This window comes from Roseovarius nubinhibens ISM (genome assembly GCF_000152625.1).
GTDB classification, from domain to species: Bacteria; Pseudomonadota; Alphaproteobacteria; order Rhodobacterales; family Rhodobacteraceae; genus Roseovarius; species Roseovarius nubinhibens.
Window position 1 is genome coordinate 2,156,504 of record NZ_CH724156.1, and the last position, 15,888, is coordinate 2,172,391.

General features: G+C 65.1%; 15 protein-coding genes. 8 read left to right on the forward strand and 7 right to left on the reverse strand.

All coding sequences use genetic code 11. The features are described from left to right. Nucleotide 1: 1 nt before the first annotated feature. Complete coding sequence (locus ISM_RS10330) at nt 2-751, reverse strand: cytochrome c biogenesis CcdA family protein (protein ID WP_009814103.1); 750 nt, start codon at nt 749-751, stop codon at nt 2-4. A 201-nt stretch (nt 752-952) separates the two neighbouring features. Here ISM_RS10330 and ISM_RS10335 point away from each other — a divergent pair, with 201 nt between their 5' ends. From ISM_RS10335 to argE, 4 genes are all read left to right on the forward strand, one after another. Beyond that, on the forward strand, nt 953-1,369 hold the full coding sequence (locus ISM_RS10335) for a hypothetical protein (RefSeq protein ID WP_338053150.1): 417 nt from the start codon (nt 953-955) through the stop codon (nt 1,367-1,369). Nucleotides 1,370-1,482: 113 nt separating this feature from the next. Continuing rightward, complete coding sequence (locus ISM_RS10340; RefSeq protein WP_040618460.1) at nt 1,483-1,818, forward strand: ArsR/SmtB family transcription factor; 336 nt, start codon at nt 1,483-1,485, stop codon at nt 1,816-1,818. A 6-nt stretch (nt 1,819-1,824) separates the two neighbouring features. Further along, the gene (locus ISM_RS10345; RefSeq protein ID WP_009814106.1) at nt 1,825-2,883 is read left to right on the forward strand and encodes a YeeE/YedE family protein; all 1,059 of its coding nucleotides are present in this window, start codon (nt 1,825-1,827) and stop codon (nt 2,881-2,883) included. Between the two features lie 63 nt (nt 2,884-2,946). Further along, nucleotides 2,947-4,101: an acetylornithine deacetylase gene (gene argE / locus ISM_RS10350; protein ID WP_009814107.1), complete on the forward strand. Its 1,155-nt coding sequence runs from the start codon at nt 2,947-2,949 to the stop codon at nt 4,099-4,101. A gap of 52 nt (nt 4,102-4,153) precedes the next feature. Here argE and ISM_RS10355 read toward each other — a convergent pair whose 3' ends face one another. Both ISM_RS10355 and ISM_RS10360 read right to left on the reverse strand, forming a co-directional pair. Next, nucleotides 4,154-5,143, reverse strand: a complete 990-nt coding sequence (locus tag ISM_RS10355; RefSeq protein WP_009814108.1) for a YHYH protein — start codon at nt 5,141-5,143, stop codon at nt 4,154-4,156. A 158-nt stretch (nt 5,144-5,301) separates the two neighbouring features. Further along, entirely contained in the window at nt 5,302-6,441 is a 1,140-nt protein-coding gene (locus tag ISM_RS10360; RefSeq protein ID WP_009814109.1) for an aromatic ring-hydroxylating oxygenase subunit alpha, read from the reverse strand. 108 nt (nt 6,442-6,549) lie between these two features. Here ISM_RS10360 and ISM_RS10365 point away from each other — a divergent pair, with 108 nt between their 5' ends. Beyond that, nucleotides 6,550-7,455 (forward strand): LysR family transcriptional regulator, encoded by a 906-nt coding sequence (locus ISM_RS10365; protein WP_009814110.1) that lies wholly within the window; start codon nt 6,550-6,552, stop codon nt 7,453-7,455. Between the two features lie 4 nt (nt 7,456-7,459). Here the strand turns inward: ISM_RS10365 and ISM_RS10370 are convergent, their stop codons facing one another. Then, nucleotides 7,460-8,635 (reverse strand): winged helix-turn-helix domain-containing protein, encoded by a 1,176-nt coding sequence (locus ISM_RS10370; RefSeq protein WP_009814111.1) that lies wholly within the window; start codon nt 8,633-8,635, stop codon nt 7,460-7,462. Nucleotides 8,636-8,784: 149 nt separating this feature from the next. Between ISM_RS10370 and panB the strand changes: the two genes are divergently transcribed. Together panB and panC are read left to right on the forward strand one after the other, a co-directional pair. Then, entirely contained in the window at nt 8,785-9,621 is an 837-nt protein-coding gene (panB, locus tag ISM_RS10375) for a 3-methyl-2-oxobutanoate hydroxymethyltransferase (protein WP_040618015.1), read from the forward strand. Beyond that, nucleotides 9,618-10,469 (forward strand): pantoate--beta-alanine ligase, encoded by an 852-nt coding sequence (panC, locus tag ISM_RS10380; protein WP_009814113.1) that lies wholly within the window; start codon nt 9,618-9,620, stop codon nt 10,467-10,469. The genes panB and panC overlap by 4 nt, the downstream gene beginning before the upstream one ends. 3 nt (nt 10,470-10,472) lie before the next feature. Here panC and ISM_RS10385 read toward each other — a convergent pair whose 3' ends face one another. The 3 genes from ISM_RS10385 to ISM_RS10395 form a co-directional block, all read right to left on the reverse strand. Continuing rightward, nucleotides 10,473-11,756, reverse strand: coding sequence for an acetylornithine deacetylase/succinyl-diaminopimelate desuccinylase family protein (locus tag ISM_RS10385; protein WP_009814114.1), 1,284 nt, complete (start codon nt 11,754-11,756; stop codon nt 10,473-10,475). Between the two features lie 69 nt (nt 11,757-11,825). Next, nucleotides 11,826-13,421, reverse strand: coding sequence for a phosphoglycerate dehydrogenase (gene serA, locus ISM_RS10390; RefSeq protein ID WP_009814115.1), 1,596 nt, complete (start codon nt 13,419-13,421; stop codon nt 11,826-11,828). An 83-nt stretch (nt 13,422-13,504) separates the two neighbouring features. Next, a complete protein-coding gene (locus ISM_RS10395; protein ID WP_009814116.1) occupies nt 13,505-14,659 on the reverse strand; it encodes a phosphoserine transaminase in 1,155 nt (384 codons plus the stop codon). 241 nt (nt 14,660-14,900) lie between these two features. Here ISM_RS10395 and serB point away from each other — a divergent pair, with 241 nt between their 5' ends. Then, nucleotides 14,901-15,773, forward strand: a complete 873-nt coding sequence (gene serB, locus ISM_RS10400; protein WP_009814117.1) for a phosphoserine phosphatase SerB — start codon at nt 14,901-14,903, stop codon at nt 15,771-15,773. Nucleotides 15,774-15,888: the final 115 nt, after the last annotated feature.

Sequence of the window (15,888 nt, forward strand, 5' to 3'; positions counted from 1 at the left end):
GTCAGAACCCGCTTCCGATCTTCTGGAAGGCGGGGAAGGCGGTCAACATCCAGTTGGCGATCAGGTTAATTGTATCAGTTGCGATGAGCGCCGCAAAGACCAAGAGCAAGAGGCCCATCGCCTTTTCCACCTTGGGCAGGTGGCGGCGGAACCGCGCGGCAAAGCGCAGGAACGGCCCGATAAAGAGCGCGGCCACCACGAAGGGCGCGGTCATCCCGATGCCGAAGGTGATCAGCAAGATCAGCCCGCGCAGCGCAGTCTCTTCGGTGCTGGCGGTGAACACCACGGCGGTGAGCACGCCACCGACGCAGGGCGTCCAGCCCGCCGCGAAGGCGAGCCCGACCACATAGGCGCCGAGCACCGACATATTGGAGGTGTCGCCCGCCTCGAGCTGTACCATGCGGTTGAGAAAACCGATGCGGATCACCCCGAGGAAATGCAGCCCCATCAGCGCCACGACGATGGCGGCGAAGATGCGAAATTCGGTCTGCAAGCCGCGGAAGGTCTGGCTCAGCCCATAGGCGGCGGCGCCGAGCAGCACAAACACCGTGATGATGCCCAGCGAGAACATCACCGAGGCCAGCACGGCGCGGCGGCGCAGCCCCGGCGCGAGGCGGCCATCGGCGCTGATCTCGGCCATCGAGGCCCCGGCCATATAGCTCAGGTAAAACGGCACGATGGGCAGGACGCAGGGCGAAAAGAACACCAGAAGCCCACCGAGCATCGCACCAAGGATGGAGACATCGAACATGCGGGACCTCGCCGGTTGGCGGCTATCACGGAGCCGTGGCTTGATCATATTCCAGAATAAGAATATTTTAGCAAGAACAACCCTCGGGCGATCCGGGTGGGACAGGCGCGGGGAAGAGCCAGGGTGCATAGGGCGACGGGAACGATGCGGGCTGTGAGGCCGCAAAGGATAGCGTGGGCCGGACGGGCGCGCGTGGTCTTGGTGTCGGCGCTGTGCGCGCTGATCACGACCCAGCCGCTGCGCGCCGCCGAGCTGGTGATGGTCGAGCAGGTTGGCTGTCCCTGGTGCGAGGCCTGGGACCGCGAGATCGCGCCCGCCTATCCCAAGACCGAAGAGGGCAAGCGCGCGCCGCTGCGCCGGGTCGATCTGCATGATCTGCCCGAGGATCTGGAGTTCAAGAGCCGCCCGGTCTTTACCCCGACCTTCGTGTTGATGGAGGAGGGGCGCGAGCTGCAGCGCATCGAAGGCTATGCCGGGGATCAGTTTTTCTGGTTCCTGCTGGGGCAGATGCTCGAGGCGCATCCCGAGGCCACGGCCCTGCCTGACGAAGACGCGACGGCCCTGCCAGAGGCGGGGGCCACGGCCCTGCCAGAGGCGAAAGAGGAGGTGCCGCAGTGAGGCGCGAAATCCACGACGACCCGGCAATGCAGGCGGCCAACCCCCAAGATTCTTGCGATATGGCGGGGGCTGCGCTACCCATCGCGGACCCCGACACAGCCAAGGCGGCGCGCATGAACTTGCCTCTCATCTCCAAGGATATGTCCGATGAGGACATCACGCGGATGATGAAAAACGCCTGTGATGCGTCGAATTTTCTCAAGGCGATCAGCCATGAGGGGCGGCTCATGATCCTGTGTCACCTGGCCAGCGGCGAGAAATCCGTGACCGAGCTCGAAGAGCTTTTGTCGTCGCGGCAGGCGGCGGTGTCGCAGCAATTGTCTCGGCTGCGGCAGGAGGGTCTTGTCCGGCCTCGGCGCGAGGGCAAGGTGATCTATTACGCGCTGAGCGATCCACGGGCGGTGCGGGTTCTCGACGTGGTCTACGACATTTTCTGCAATCCGGGCTGACGGGCCGTGCTGAGCGCTGCCTTGCCCGATCCGTTTCTCGTCGCTCTTGTCGGGGGCGCGGGCGGTATCGTGCTGGGTCTGGCGGCGCGGCTGGGGCGGTTCTGTACCCTCGGCGCGATCGAAGACCTGCTCTATCAGGGCAGTTCGCTGCGGCTGCGCATGTGGCTGATGGCGATGGCGGTCGCCGGGCTCGGGGTATTTTTGCTTATGGCGCTGGGGCTCATGCCGCTGGGGCGGACGATTTACCATATGTCGCCGTTTTCGCCGCTGGCCGCGGCGCTGGGCGGCGGGCTCTTTGGCTATGGCATGGCGTTGGCGGGCAATTGCGGCTTTGGCGCGCTGGCGCGGGCGGGGGGCGGCGATCTGCGGTCCTGGGTGATCGTGCTGGTGATGGGGATGGCGGCCTATGCGGCGATCTCGGGGCCCTTGGCCGGGCTGCGGCTGTGGCTGGTGCATGGCACGGCGCTCGATGTTCAGAGCCGCGATCTGGCGGCGCTCTTGGGCTGGGTCACCGGGCTGCCGGTCTGGGCGGTGGGCCTCGGCCTCTGGACGCTGGCGGTGATGGCGCTGCTCGTCTCGCCGGTGTTGCGGGGCGACCGGCGGGCGCTTTTCTGGGCGGTGGCGGTGGGGCTGGCGATTGTCAGCGGCTGGGCCGGGACGGTGCATCTGGCGCGGGGCGGGTTCACCCTCATCCCCATCGAGAGCCACAGTTTCACCGCGCCGCTGGGCGAGACCATGCTCTATGTGATGACCAGCAGCGGCGGCGGGCTCAGCTTTGGCGTGGGCTCGGTGCTTGGCGTGCTGGCGGGGGCGCTCTTGGGCAGTGCGATCAAGGGGCATTTCCGCTGGGAGGCCTGCGAGGACCCGCGCGAGCTGCGCCGGCAGATCCTTGGCGCGGTGCTGATGGGGTTTGGCGCGGTGCTGGCGATGGGCTGTACTATCGGGCAGGGGGTCTCGGCCATGTCGGTGCTGGCCTATAGCGCGCCGGTGACCTTCGCGGCGATCCTGGCCGGTGCGGCGCTCGGGCTGCGGCAGCTCATCAGCGGCTTTTCCCGCATCGTCTGAGCGCTTGATCCCGGCGGGGAAACCCGGCAAACCCGTGCCGAGAGGCAATCCGGGAGAGACAGGATGAACAGCGCAGAGATTTTGGACCGGCTCATCGGCTTTGACACGGTCAGCCGCAACCCCAACATCGATTTGATGCGGTTCATTCAGGGACTGCTTGCCGACGTGGGCGTCGAGGCGGAACTGATCCCCGACAGCGATGGCAAGAAGGCCAATCTGCTCGCCACCATCGGGCCGCGCGATGGCCGGGGCGTGATGCTCTCGGGGCATACCGATGTGGTGCCGGTGGATGGGCAGGATTGGACCAAGCCCGCCTTTCGCCTGACCCAGGAAGACGGCAAGTATTTCGGGCGCGGCACGGCGGATATGAAGGGCTTTGTCGCCTGTGCGCTGGCCGCGGGCCTCAAGGCCGCGAAACGCGAGCTCAAGACGCCGCTGCACCTGGCCTTTTCCTATGACGAGGAGATCGGCTGTCAGGGGGTGCGGTCGATGATCGACCTGTTGCGCGATGCGCCGGTGCGGCCTGCGATGTGTATCGTGGGCGAGCCCACCAGCCTCACCGTGGCCACCGGCCATAAGGGCAAGATCGCCCTCAAGGCGCGCTGTGTCGGGCGCGAAGGGCATTCGGCGCTGGCCCCGCTGGCGATGAACGCGCTGCATCTGGGCTGTGATCTGGTGAGCGTGCTGCGCGAGGTGCAGGATGATCTGCGCGAGCGCGGGGCGCAGGATGGCGATTACGACGTGAGCTATACCACCGTGCATGCGGCCAAGATGCAGGGCGGCGTGGCGCTCAACATCGTGCCAAACCTCTGCGAGGTGGATTTCGAGATCCGCAATCTGGCGCAGGACGACCCGCAGAAGATCCTCGCCGGTATTCGCGACCGGGCCGACGAGATCGTCGCCCGGGTGCGCGACCACGCGCCGGAGGCCAGCATCGAGATTTCCGAGAACTTCTCCTACCCCGGTCTCGACACGCCGGGCACCGCCGAGGTGGTGGGCTTTGTCAAATCGCTGACCGGCGGCAATGCGACCTGCAAAGTGGCCTTTGGCACCGAAGGCGGGCTCTTCTCGCAAGAGCTCAGCATTCCGACCGTGGTCTGTGGGCCGGGGTCGATGATGCAGGGGCACAAGCCCGATGAGTTCGTCGAAGTGAGCCAGATCGAGCGCTGCGACAGCATGCTCGACACCTTGCTGGATCGGCTCGAAACCGGGCTGTGAGCCGGGGCTGGACCGCCCTGAAGGCGGTCCAGATTTCAAGTGATCGTGAGTGTTACGGACGCGGCTGACCCGGCGGCGGCAGGGCGGCGCGCAGGGCGTCTTCGCTGATCCCAAGCGTGGCTGCGGCGGCGGCGAAATCGGGCGGCATGGAGGTGCCGAGCGCGTCGCGCAGCGCCTCTGTGCTGATACCGAGCGTGGCTGCGGCCGCGGCGAAATCCGGGCCGCCACCGGGGGCACCCTGCTGTGCGGTGACCTCGATCTCGCCATGGTAGCAGTCGATCATATAGGGCGCTTCGTCCTTGGTCAGGTGATAGTGGTAAATGCCCTGGGGAAATTCCGGCGTCGCGCCAAAGTGGCCGCTGCACTCGTCGAGATCGGCATTGGTAACGATCGCGCCCTCGGCGTCCTGATTGCCATAGACCGGGAACCCGTCCTCGATCACGCCGATCATCACGGAATGGCTGCCCTGGGTCTCGAGATCATCGGTGATGCAGACCGGCACGCCGTGGTAATGGTAACTTGTCCCATCGGCGAGCGTATGGCCGTTGCACGCGTCGAGAAAGGCCACGTGGTCATGCACGACCTGATCGTCCTGTGCCACGACGGAACGTTCGAAGTTCTCGTAATCGTTGAAGATCTGCGCCCCGCTGATGGCCACGCCGATGCGGCCGAGCGAGGTGTCGGTGACCTCCTCCGTATAGGTCGGGCGTGTGGTGATCGTGGTGTCGACCGGCGAGGGTTTGAAATACTCTGCCGAACTCACCGGGGTAAAGGCCTCGGCGGGCTTGTCCGAGAAGGGCTGTTGGGCCGGATTGTTGGGGATCAGGTATTTCTCGGCAAAGCCATGGCTCGGCATGCCGTCGGATTGAAACCGGAAGGTCTGGGCGGCCTGATCGATGGTGATCGTGACATTGTCGGACCATTGGGCGGCCTCGACGGCCTGCGCGGTGTCGACCACGGGAATGGGGGCGTCATGGGCGGCGAGCGGGGTGATCTGCAACGCGGCGAGGGCCACGGTGCCGAAGAAAAGCTTGGATCTCATGCGGCGGCTGTCCTTTTGGCCCGTGGCCCGGGGCGACCCGCGTGGGGGCTCCGGGGGCGGGCGGTGTTGCGCTATGTCTTTGATACGCGAACGCCGCCCGGTTCCGTCGGTTCCGGGCGGCGTTTTTTCCAGATCGCCCGGCGCAGGCGCGCGCGGTGTCAGCCGCCGTTCACCCGCGCGTTGAGATATTGCGCGAAATCATAGTTCGGGCGTTCCAGATGGCTCAGATGACCGGGGGTGGCCATGTCGGAGCAAAGCCCGTTGTAGACCTTTTCGGTGCAGCCGCGATCCTCGACATTGACGTCATCCAAGAGCGCCTTGAGCGCGTTGAAATGGCTCTGCGCCTCGGGGTCGTTGACAAATTCCGGGGCCATGCCGCCGCCAAAGCGGATCTCGACCTGACCGACCCCATGCGGGTGCAGCGACAGATACCAGAAATAGCCGGGGGTCAGCGTGATCAGCAGGCTCGGGTAGATCGCCAGCAGAAAGGTCGTGCGCCGGCGTTCCCCGCTGAGCCGGGTGTTGGTCGGATGGGCGTTGCCCAGCACGAAATCCGGCTCTTTCAGGATCCAGTGATAGTTGAACGCCTCTTCGCCCGGCGGGCAGACCATTTCCTCGAGCTTCGACAGCCCGCCGATGGTGCCCGCGTGGCAGACCGGCAGGTGATAGCTTTCCATGAAATTCTCGGCCAGCACCTTCCAGTTTGTGTCCCAGCGGTGGGTCTCGAAAAAGGTCTGCTGGTAATTCTCCATCTCGTAATCGCCGACCAGATCGGCGACGCCGGCGAGCGTCTCGGACACTGGCGGGGCATCGGGGTTGAGCGTGATCATCACCCAGCCGAGCCATTCCTCGCAGCGCACCTGTGGCAGGGCCTGACCGTCCTTGCAGAAGGCCTCGTTGAGGGTCATCGCGGGCGCGCCGCGCAGCCGCCCGTCGAGATTATAGGTCCAGGCGTGATAGGGGCAGACGATGGCGCGGGTGTTGCCCGAACCTTCGAGCAGGGTCGACATGCGGTGCAGACAGACGTTGGACTGGGCGCGGAGCTGACCTTCGCGGTCGCGGATCACCATGATCGGCTGACCGGCGAGTTCGAGCGTGGTGTAATCGCCCGGATTGGGCAGCGCATCGGCGCGGGTGACGCAGAACCAGTCCTGCTTGAACACATTCTCGATCTCGGCGGCGAGAAACTCCTCGCTCGTATAGACCGATTTCGGCATGGCGCGGGCGCGTTCAAAGGGCTGGGCCACGTTGGAGGCCAGTTCGGCGAGGGGCGAAAGCGTGCTGTCATGGCGGGTCATGCGGGGCGTCCTTTGCTGCGCGGTCCGGGTGGGACGAGCATAGGGGTGGTCCGTGAATAATCAAAATTCATTCTTTTTGGGATTGGCATAGTCATATACTATGTAGTCATGCAGGATTTCACGCTCAGACAGCTCGAATATCTCTTGGCGGCGGTGGACGAAGGCTCGGTCGCCGGGGCGGCGGCGCGGCTCAACGTGTCGCAGCCGACGATTTCCGTGGCGCTGGCCAAGATGGAGGCGCAGCTCGGCGTGCAGCTCTTGTTGCGGCAGCACGCGCAGGGGGTGACGCCCACCGCCTCTGCACGCGCCATCCTGCCCGCCGCGCGAAGCCTTTTGGCCCATGCCGGAGAGCTTGGCCGGGCGGCGCGGGATGCGGGGGCGGGGCTTGCCGGTGAGCTGACCATCGGGGCGGTGTCGACGCTGGCCCCGCTGGTGCTGCCGGCGCTGATCGCGCGGCTCGGGCGGGACTATCCCGAGCTGCGGCTCGCGGTGCGCGATGGCTCGCAGGCGGCGATGCTGGCGGCGCTGGAGGCGGGGGCGGTGGATATGGTGCTGCTCTACGATATCGACCTGCCCGAGAGCGTTGCCGCGCGGGTGTTGGCGGCGCCGCAGCCCTATGCGCTCTTGCCTGAGGGGCATCGGCTGGCGGGACAGGCGGAGGTGCGGTTGCGGGATCTGGCGGCAGAGCCTTTGATCCTGCTCGACATGCCGCCGAGCCGGGATTGGTTTCTGGGGCTTTTCCGGGCGGCCGGGGTGGAGGCCGATGTCGCCCATACCTCGCCCTCGATGGAGCTGGTGCGCGGCATGGTGGGGCAGGGGCTTGGCTATTCGGTGCTGGTGACGCGGCCGCGCCATGATCGGACCTATGACGGGCGGCGGGTGGTGGCGCGACCGCTCAGCGACAGTCCGACGGCGGGGCGCGTGGTGATCGGCCATCTGCGCGGGCATCGGCAGACCCGGCTGATGCAGGTCTTTGCCGAGGCGGCCGCCGCGCATTTCGCGCAAGAGGCGTGAGGGATCAGGCGCGAGCGGTCGCAACCTCCCAAAGGATCTCAGAGACCCCGGCGAGACGGGCAAAGCGGGCGAGTTCCGCGTCGAGACGGTCATAGCGGGCGGCCCCCCAGCGAATGGAGGGCTCAGCCCAAAAGCCGGTCACCCGCATCTGGCCCTTGCCGCGATCTGCCTTGAGCTCGATCCGGCCCACGAAACGATCGCCTTCCAGCAACGGGTAGACGTAATAGCCCCAGCGGCGTTGATCCGGGGGCACGAACATTTCATTGCGATAGGCAAAGCCGAAGAGCCGCTCAAGCCGTATCCGGTCGCGGATGGCGGGGTCGAACGGGTTGAGCAGGCGGAGCCGGGTGCTCGGGGCCGGGGTGTGCGCGAGCCGTGCCTCGATGTCCGCAGGCGCGAGGGCGGCGGTCCAGCGGCGGTCGGCGCTCTCGACCTCGACCGGGACGAGATCGGTGGCGTGTGAGACCCAGTCCCGCGTCTCGCTCGCGTCCATCGCCGCCCAGAAACGCTGTACCTCGCCCGGCGTCGCAAAGCCCAGCCGGTCGAGCGCCGCGCGGCAGAGCCAGTCCACGGCAGAAGGGTCGGGATGGGCGTCGCGCAGGGGGGCGGGAAAGACCCGCTCTGGAAGGTTGTAGAATTTGACGAAATTCTCGCGGTAGCAGGTGGCGAGATCGCCCGCGTACCACATCTGATCCAGCGCCTTTTTATGCGGCGGGCGGGCCCACATTTCGCGGCTTTCCGCCTTGGTTTCAAAGGCATGGGTCGAGAGCGGGCCCTCAGTCTCGATCCGGGCGCGGATGCTGGCGATCTCGGCCTGGGCGAGCCCCGATTGAAACCACGCGGCGCGCCGCGCCTTGGCGCCGAGCCGGTCGAATTGGCGCTGCCAATAGGGCAGAACCTCCATCGGCAAGAGCGAGGCATCATGGGTGAAATGTTCAAAAATCGCCCGGTCCCGGCCCAGAAGCGGCCAGAGCATGCCCTCGCGGTAGTTCTGATTGCGCGACCACAGGATGTGATTATGGGCGCGGGTCACGTTGCGGATCGTGTCGATCTGCACAAAGCCGAGCCGCCGTATCGTCTCGAGCACATCGAGCGGCCCGGTGGGCGTCGGACCGAGCCCGGTGACATCGAGCCAGAGCCGCCGCGCGGCGCGGTTGTCGATGCGTAAAGGCGCGGTCATCGGGAAAGAGCGGTCAGGATCATGGCGCAGAGTTTCGTGACGCCACGGCCCGCGTCAAGGGCGCGGGGCGGTTTTTCGTGGAAATCGCGTGGCGGAATTGCTAGGCATCGCTGCAACGCGGCGTAACTGCCGGTCTGGGAGGACAAAAGATGAGTGCCACAGCGAGGAAAACCGCGCCTATGCCCGATGATATACGGGCGATGAAGGGCGGCACGCCGATTGTCAGCCTGACCGCCTATACCACGCCTATGGCCAAGATGATGGACGCGCATTGCGATTTTGTCCTCGTCGGCGACAGCCTCGGCATGGTGGTGCATGGGCTGCCCTCGACCCTCGGTGTGACGATGGAGATGATGATCCTGCATGGGCAGGCGGTGGCCCGTGGGCTCAGCCGGGCGATGATGGTGATCGACATGCCGTTCGGTTCCTACGAGGAAAGCCCCGAGCAGGCGTTTCGCAACGCCGCGCGGCTCATGGCCGAGACGGGCGCGGGCGCGGTCAAGCTCGAAGGCGGCACCCATATGGCCGAGACCATCGCGTTTCTCGTGGCGCGGGGCGTGCCGGTGATGGCGCATGTCGGGCTCACGCCGCAGTCGATCAACACGCTCGGTGGCTATAAGGTGCAGGGGCGCGACGCGGGGGCGGAGAAGCTCTTGGCGGATGCGCAGGCGGTGGCCGAGGCCGGGGCCTTTGCCGTGGTACTGGAAAAAGTGCCCGCCGTGATGGCCGACCGGATCACCCAAGAGGTCGCAATCCCGACCATCGGCATCGGCGCCTCGGCGGGCTGTGATGGGCAGATCCTTGTCGTCGATGACATGCTCGGGCTCTTTACCGCGTTCAAGCCGAAATTCGTCAAACGCTATGCCGATCTCGGCACCCAGGGTGAGGCGGCGATTGCCACCTATGCCGACGAGGTGCGGGCAAGGCAGTTTCCGGCCAGCGAGCATACCTTTGCCGCCGAACAGCCCCAAAAGGCCGCCAAATGACCGCGCCGATCATTCGGAGCCTCGCGGAGCTGCGCGCCATGACGCGGGGCTGGCAGATGGCCGGGGAAAAGATCGGCGTGGTGCCCACCATGGGCGCGCTGCATGACGGGCATCTGTCGCTGGTGAAGGCGGCAGAAGAGAGCTGTGAGCGGGTTATCGTGACGATTTTCGTCAACCCGAAACAGTTCAACAATCCCGAGGATCTCAAGAATTATCCGCGTACCGAAGAGGATGACGCGCGCAAGCTGCGGCGGTTCTCGGTGGATGCGATCTATGTGCCCGATGGTGACGAGATGTACCCCGACGGCTTTGCCACCACGGTCAGCGTGAGCGGGCTCACCGATGTGATGGACGGCACCTATCGGCCCGGCCATTTCGAGGGGGTGGCCACGGTCGTGGCCAAGCTGTTCCTGCAGACCTCGGCCAGCGATGCGTTCTTCGGCGAAAAGGATTTCCAGCAATTGCAGGTGGTTCGGCGGATGGCGCGCGATCTCGATATTCCGATCACCGTGCATGGCTGTCCGACGATCCGCGAGATCGACGGGCTTGCGATGTCGTCGCGCAACCTGCTCTTGTCCGACAGGGCGCGGGTGACAGCGCCCCGGCTGCATGAGGAAATGGAGCGGATTGTCGAAGGGTTCCTTGGCGGGCAAGACCCGGCCGAGCTCACCCAGGCGGCGATCAAGCGCCTGCAGGCGCAGGGCTTTGGCGATGTGGATTACATCGACATTCGCGCCAATGACGACCTGAGCCTTGTCACCGCCCCCGATCCGGCCCGCCCGGCGCGGCTTTTTGCGGCGGCGTGGCTCGCCGGGGTGCGGCTCATCGACAATATCGCGGTGGAGTGACGGCTAGGCCGGTTTCGGGCCAAGCAGGTCATGGAGGCTCAGCGCCATGACCTGCGCCGCCTCGACCATGTCGTCGATGCCGACATATTCATCGGGCTTATGCGCCAGATCGAGAATGCCCGGCCCATAGGCGATGCAATTCTTGAGCCGGCCGATCCGGTCGATATGTTTCTGATCATAGGTGCCGGGCGAGACCACGTAATCGGGCGCGCGGCCCATCACCTCTTCGACCGCGCGGGCGACCGAGGTCACGATCGGCGCGTCGCGGTCGGTCATGCTCGGCAGGACCCGGTGCAATTCGCGCAGACCATAGTCGAAATTGGCGCGGCTCGCGCCGATCCGGTCGAGAAGATCGGTGATCTCGGCCTGCACCTCGTCGATGTTCTCCTCGATGAGAAAGCGCCGGTCGACCACCATCCGGCAGCGGTCGGGGACGCAGGGCGAGGGCAGGCCGGTGTAATCAGCCTCTTGCTCCGGCTCGCCGCCATGGATCGAATTGATGTTGAGCGTCGATTGCCGCGCGCCTTCGGGGACGACGGGCATCTCGGTGCGTTTGCGGGCGAGCGCCGGGAAGAGGCTGCGCTCCATCTCGTCGAGCACCGCCCCCATGTGGCGCACGGCGCAATCGCCGAGAAAGGGCATCGAGCCATGGGCGATCTCGCCGCGCGTCTCGATCTCGGCCCACCAGACGCCGCGATGGCCGAGGCAGACGCGGTCCTTGTTGAGCGGTTCGGGGATGATCACATGCTGGACGCGGGCGGGATCGAAATAGCCGCGTTCGGCGAGATAGGCGACGCCGCCGAACCCGCCGGATTCCTCATCCGCCGTGCCGCTGATCTCGATAGCGCCGGAAAAGTCGGGACAGAGGTCGACAAAGGCCTCGGCGGCGATGATCGACGCGGCCAGGCCGCCCTTCATGTCACAGGCGCCCCGGCCATAGATGCGCCCGTCGATCACCGCGCCGCCAAAGGGATCGGTGGTCCAGCCATGACCGACCTCGACCACATCGGTATGCGAATTGAAATGCACGCAGTCGCCGGGATGTTTGCCCGCACGGCGGGCGACGATGTTCCAGCGGGGGTATTTGTCGCTATCGCCCGGGGCGCCCGTGGCGCGGATCAGCTCGGTCTCGAATCCCGCGTGCAGCAGTCTGCGGTCGAGATAGTCGCAAATGTCGCGGTAATGGCGGCCCGGCGGATTGAGCGTCGGGATGCGGATCAGATCCTGCGTCAGCGCGATCAGATCTTCGCGTCGCGCCTCGATCTCTGCCCGTAGCCTGTCTTTCATGTCACCGCCCCCGCCTGTCGCTGCCCGAAGGTTAGGGCGCGAAGGGCGGGGGCGGCAAGGGTCTGTGCGTCAGGCCACGTCGAATTGCAGCGGACGGACCTGTTTGAACATGCCGGTGTCTTCGAGCTGCTTGATCACCGGGGCGGGGACTTCGGCATCGACATAGAGAAGCGCGATGGCCTCGCCGCCGGCCTGCGAGCGGCCCAGGGTAAAGTTGGCGATGTTGACGCCGTTCTGCCCCATGGTCTGACCCAGCATGCCGATGATGCCCGGCTCGTCCTCATTGGTGGTGTAGAGCATGTGCGCCCCGATCTCGGCGTCGATATTGATGCCTTTGATCTGGATAAAGCGCGGCTTGCCATCCGAGAACACCGTGCCACCGATCGAACGTTCCCGCTCGGCCGTCACAACGGTGAGCTTGATATAGCCCTCGAAGACCCCCGATTTGTCCTGATGGGTGGTCGAGATCTTGACGCCGCGTTCCTTGGCGATGACCGGGGCCGAGACCATGTTCACCTCGGGGTTGACCGATTTCATGATGCCCGCGACCGCCGAACAGGTCAGCGCCTCGAGGTTCATCTGCGACACCACCCCGTCATAGAGGATGTTGATCGCCTTGATCGGCTCGTCCGTCATCTGGCCGATGAAATTGCCCAGATGGCCCGCGAGCTTGATCCAGGGGCCCATCACCTTGGCCTCTTCGGCGGTGACCGACGGCATGTTGAGCGCGTTCGACACGGCCCCGGTCAGCAGATAGTCGGAAATCTGTTCCGCCACCTGCAGCGCCACGTTTTCCTGTGCCTCGGTGGTGGCGGCGCCCAGATGCGGGGTGCAGACCACGTTGGGCAGATCGAAGAGCGGGTTTTCGGTCGCCGGTTCCTGCGAGAAGACGTCAAAGCCCGCGCCCGCCACATGGCCGGATTTCAGCAGCTCCGCCAGCGCCGCCTCATCGACCAGACCGCCCCGGGCACAGTTGATGATGCGCACGCCCTTCTTGGTCTGGGCGAGCCGTTCAGCGGAGAGGATGTTGCGGGTCTGATCGGTCAGCGGCACATGCAGCGTGATGAAATCGGCGCGCGCGACGAGCGTGTCGAGATCGACCTTTTCGACGCCCATCTTGTCGGCCTTTTCCTGGCTCAGGAAGGGGTCATAGGCCACGACCTTCATCTTGAGGCCACGGGCGCGGTCGCAGACGATGCCGCCGATATTGCCCGCGCCAATGACGCCGAGCGTCTTGCCGGTGAGCTCGACCCCCATGAATTTCGACTTTTCCCATTTGCCGGCATGGGTCGAGGCAGAGGCTTCGGGCAGCTGACGTGCCACGGCGAACATCATTGCGATGGCATGTTCGGCGGTGGTGATCATGTTGCCGAAAGGCGTGTTCATGACGATCACGCCCTTTTTCGAGGCGGCGTCCTTGTCGATATTGTCGGTGCCGATCCCGGCGCGGCCGATCACCTTGAGATTGGTGGCGGCGTCGAGAATTTTCTCGGTGACCTTGGTGGCCGAGCGGATGGCGAGACCATCGTATTGGCCAATGATTTCAGCGAGCTTGTCCTTGTCCTTGCCCACGTCGGGCAGGAAATCCACGTCGATGCCGCGGTCGCGGAAAATCTGGACGGCGGTTTCAGAGAGCTTGTCGGAAACGAGAACTTTGGGAGCCATGTGTCTGGTCCTTCATTGCAGATGTTGGGAGCGGGCCGGGCTCTTGAAAAGAGCCCGGACTGATTTCTTTGCAAGAAATCGGGTCACGCGGGCTGCGACAGCGCCTCGATTTCCGATTGGAAGGCCCAGTCGATCCAAGGCAAAAGCGCCTCGATATCGGAGGTTTCCACCGTGCCGCCGCACCAGATGCGCAGACCGGCCGGCGCGTCGCGATAGGCGCCGATGTCATAGGCCACGCCTTCGGCTTCGAGCCGCTTGGCCACCGCCTTGGCAAAGCCTGCGCCATCGGTGATCCGCGCATCGGCGAATTTCAGACAGACCGAGGTGTTCGAGCGGGTGGCGGGATCTTGGGCGAGGTTCTCGAGCCACGGGGTGGCTGCGACAAATTTGGCAATCGCCCCGGCATTGGCATCGGCCCGGGCGACGAGCCCTTTGAGCCCGCCATTGGCGCGCGCCCAGTCGAGGGCGAGAAGATAGTCTTCGACCGCCAGCATCGAGGGGGTGTTGATCGTCGCCCCTTCAAAGATGCCTTCGATGAGCTTGCCGCCCTTGGTCAGGCGGAAGATCTTGGGCAGCGGCCAGGCTGGGGTATAGCTCTCGAGCCGGGCGACGGCGCGCGGGCTGAGCACGATCATGCCATGGGCGGCCTCGCCCCCTAGCACCTTTTGCCAGGAGAAGGTGGTGACATCGAGCTTGTCCCAGGGCAGGTCCTGCGCGAAGGCGGCGCTGGTGGCGTCACAGATCGTCAGGCCGTCGCGGTCCGATTTGATCCAGTCGCCATTGGGGACGCGCACGCCGGAGGTGGTGCCGTTCCAGGTGAACACCACGTCCTTGTCGGTGTCGACCTCGGCAAGGTTCACGATCTCGCCATAGGGGGCGTCGCGGACCACGGCGTCGAGCTTGAGCTGTTTGACCACATCGGTGACCCAGCCTGCGCCAAAGCTTTCCCAGGCGAGCATTTCGACCGGGCGTTCACCCAGCAGGTTCCACAGCGCCATTTCGACGGCGCCGGTGTCCGAGGCGGGCACGATGCCGATGCGGTAATCGGCGGGGATGCCGAGAATTTCACGGGTGCCTTCGATGGCGGATTTGAGCCGCTCCTTGCCGACGGCTGCGCGGTGGCTGCGGCCCAGAGGCGCGCCCGACAGTTTGGACAGATCGAAGGTGGGGATTTTGGCGCAGGGGCCAGAGGAAAAACGCGGGTTGGCCGGCCGCGTTGCCGGGTAGTCAATAGCCATTGATGCTATCCTTCCAGATAAGCGCCCTTCGTTGGGGAAGGGTGTCCCGCGGATAGGGTTAGGGGGATTTCTGCGCCGCTGCAACAGGGAAAATGACGCCCATGCGGCGGTTTGGGGGTGAATTGCGACGCGAAGTGGAGCGGATCGGAAACTTGCGCCCGGCTCTGTGGCGTGGCTGGCATCTGGTCAAAGGCGGCGTTCTAGGCTAGTCGAAGCCCAAGCAACGAGAGGATTTCCGCCCATGTATGTCGTTTCCCTGATCGCCGCCAAAGGCGGGCTTGCCCCGGCCCTGGTCGAGAGCCTGCGCAATGCCTGGGGCGGCGGCGATGCCCAGTGGCTGGCCCCTGATGAAGCGGCGGAATTCACCCTGGCGGAGGTGCCGGGGAATCGCTGGGACGTCTGGGCCGATCTGCAGAAAGAGCGGGTCGACATGATCGTGCAACCGGCTGAAAACAGACAGAAATCCATGCTCTTGGCGGATATGGACAGCACCATGATCGCGCAGGAATGTATTGACGAGCTGGCCGAGGAGGCAGGCGTCGGCGAGCATGTCAAAGCGATCACCGCGCGGGCGATGAATGGCGAGCTCGATTTCGACGGGGCGCTGATCGAGCGGGTGGCGCTGATGAAGGGGCTCGATGAGGCGGTGATCGACAAGGTTCTGGGCAGCCGGATCACCTATGTCGAAGGCGGCCGGACCCTCATCGCGACGATGCGCGCCAAGGGCGGCTATGCGGCCTTGGTGTCGGGCGGGTTTACCGCCTTTACCGCCCATGTGGCGGCCGATCTGGGCTTTGACGAGAATCGCGCCAACACGTTGATTATCAGCGACAAAAAGCTTACCGGAGAGGTCGGGATGCCGATCCTTGGGCGCGAGGCCAAGGTGGCGGCGCTCGAAGAGATCACGGCGCGGCTCGGCATTGCCGAAGCGGATGTGATCGCGGTCGGGGATGGGGCCAATGATCTCGGCATGTTGCACCGGGCCGGGGCGGGGGTGGCGATGCATGCCAAGCCCAGCGTGGCGGCGGAATGCGACATTCGGATCAACCATGGCGATCTGACCGCGCTCCTTTACCTTCAGGGCTATGCCAAGAGCGATTTTGTGACCGTCTGACGGGGTCTCACAGAAACTCTTCGCGGCAAAAACGCGATGTCGGTATCCTGTCGGTATCACGTCGGCATCGCGACAGTGGCGATTTTCGCCTCTGGCGGGGTGCGGGCGACCCCCT

What these genes read in the sequence shown, in the direction of transcription:
- serB (WP_009814117.1), top strand. Translation starts at nt 14,901, where the DNA reads ATGTATGTCGTTTCCCTGATCGCCGCCAAAGGCGGGCTTGCCCCGGCC.
- serA (WP_009814115.1), bottom strand. Translation starts at nt 13,421, where the DNA reads ATGGCTCCCAAAGTTCTCGTTTCCGACAAGCTCTCTGAAACCGCCGTC.
- ISM_RS10395 (WP_009814116.1), bottom strand. Translation starts at nt 14,659, where the DNA reads ATGGCTATTGACTACCCGGCAACGCGGCCGGCCAACCCGCGTTTTTCC.
- ISM_RS10385 (WP_009814114.1), bottom strand. Translation starts at nt 11,756, where the DNA reads ATGAAAGACAGGCTACGGGCAGAGATCGAGGCGCGACGCGAAGATCTG.
- panC (WP_009814113.1), top strand. Translation starts at nt 9,618, where the DNA reads ATGACCGCGCCGATCATTCGGAGCCTCGCGGAGCTGCGCGCCATGACG.
- ISM_RS10330 (WP_009814103.1), bottom strand. Translation starts at nt 751, where the DNA reads ATGTTCGATGTCTCCATCCTTGGTGCGATGCTCGGTGGGCTTCTGGTG.
- panB (WP_040618015.1), top strand. Translation starts at nt 8,785, where the DNA reads ATGAGTGCCACAGCGAGGAAAACCGCGCCTATGCCCGATGATATACGG.
- ISM_RS10340 (WP_040618460.1), top strand. Translation starts at nt 1,483, where the DNA reads ATGAACTTGCCTCTCATCTCCAAGGATATGTCCGATGAGGACATCACG.
- ISM_RS10370 (WP_009814111.1), bottom strand. Translation starts at nt 8,635, where the DNA reads ATGACCGCGCCTTTACGCATCGACAACCGCGCCGCGCGGCGGCTCTGG.
- ISM_RS10360 (WP_009814109.1), bottom strand. Translation starts at nt 6,441, where the DNA reads ATGACCCGCCATGACAGCACGCTTTCGCCCCTCGCCGAACTGGCCTCC.
- ISM_RS10355 (WP_009814108.1), bottom strand. Translation starts at nt 5,143, where the DNA reads ATGAGATCCAAGCTTTTCTTCGGCACCGTGGCCCTCGCCGCGTTGCAG.
- argE (WP_009814107.1), top strand. Translation starts at nt 2,947, where the DNA reads ATGAACAGCGCAGAGATTTTGGACCGGCTCATCGGCTTTGACACGGTC.
- ISM_RS10365 (WP_009814110.1), top strand. Translation starts at nt 6,550, where the DNA reads ATGCAGGATTTCACGCTCAGACAGCTCGAATATCTCTTGGCGGCGGTG.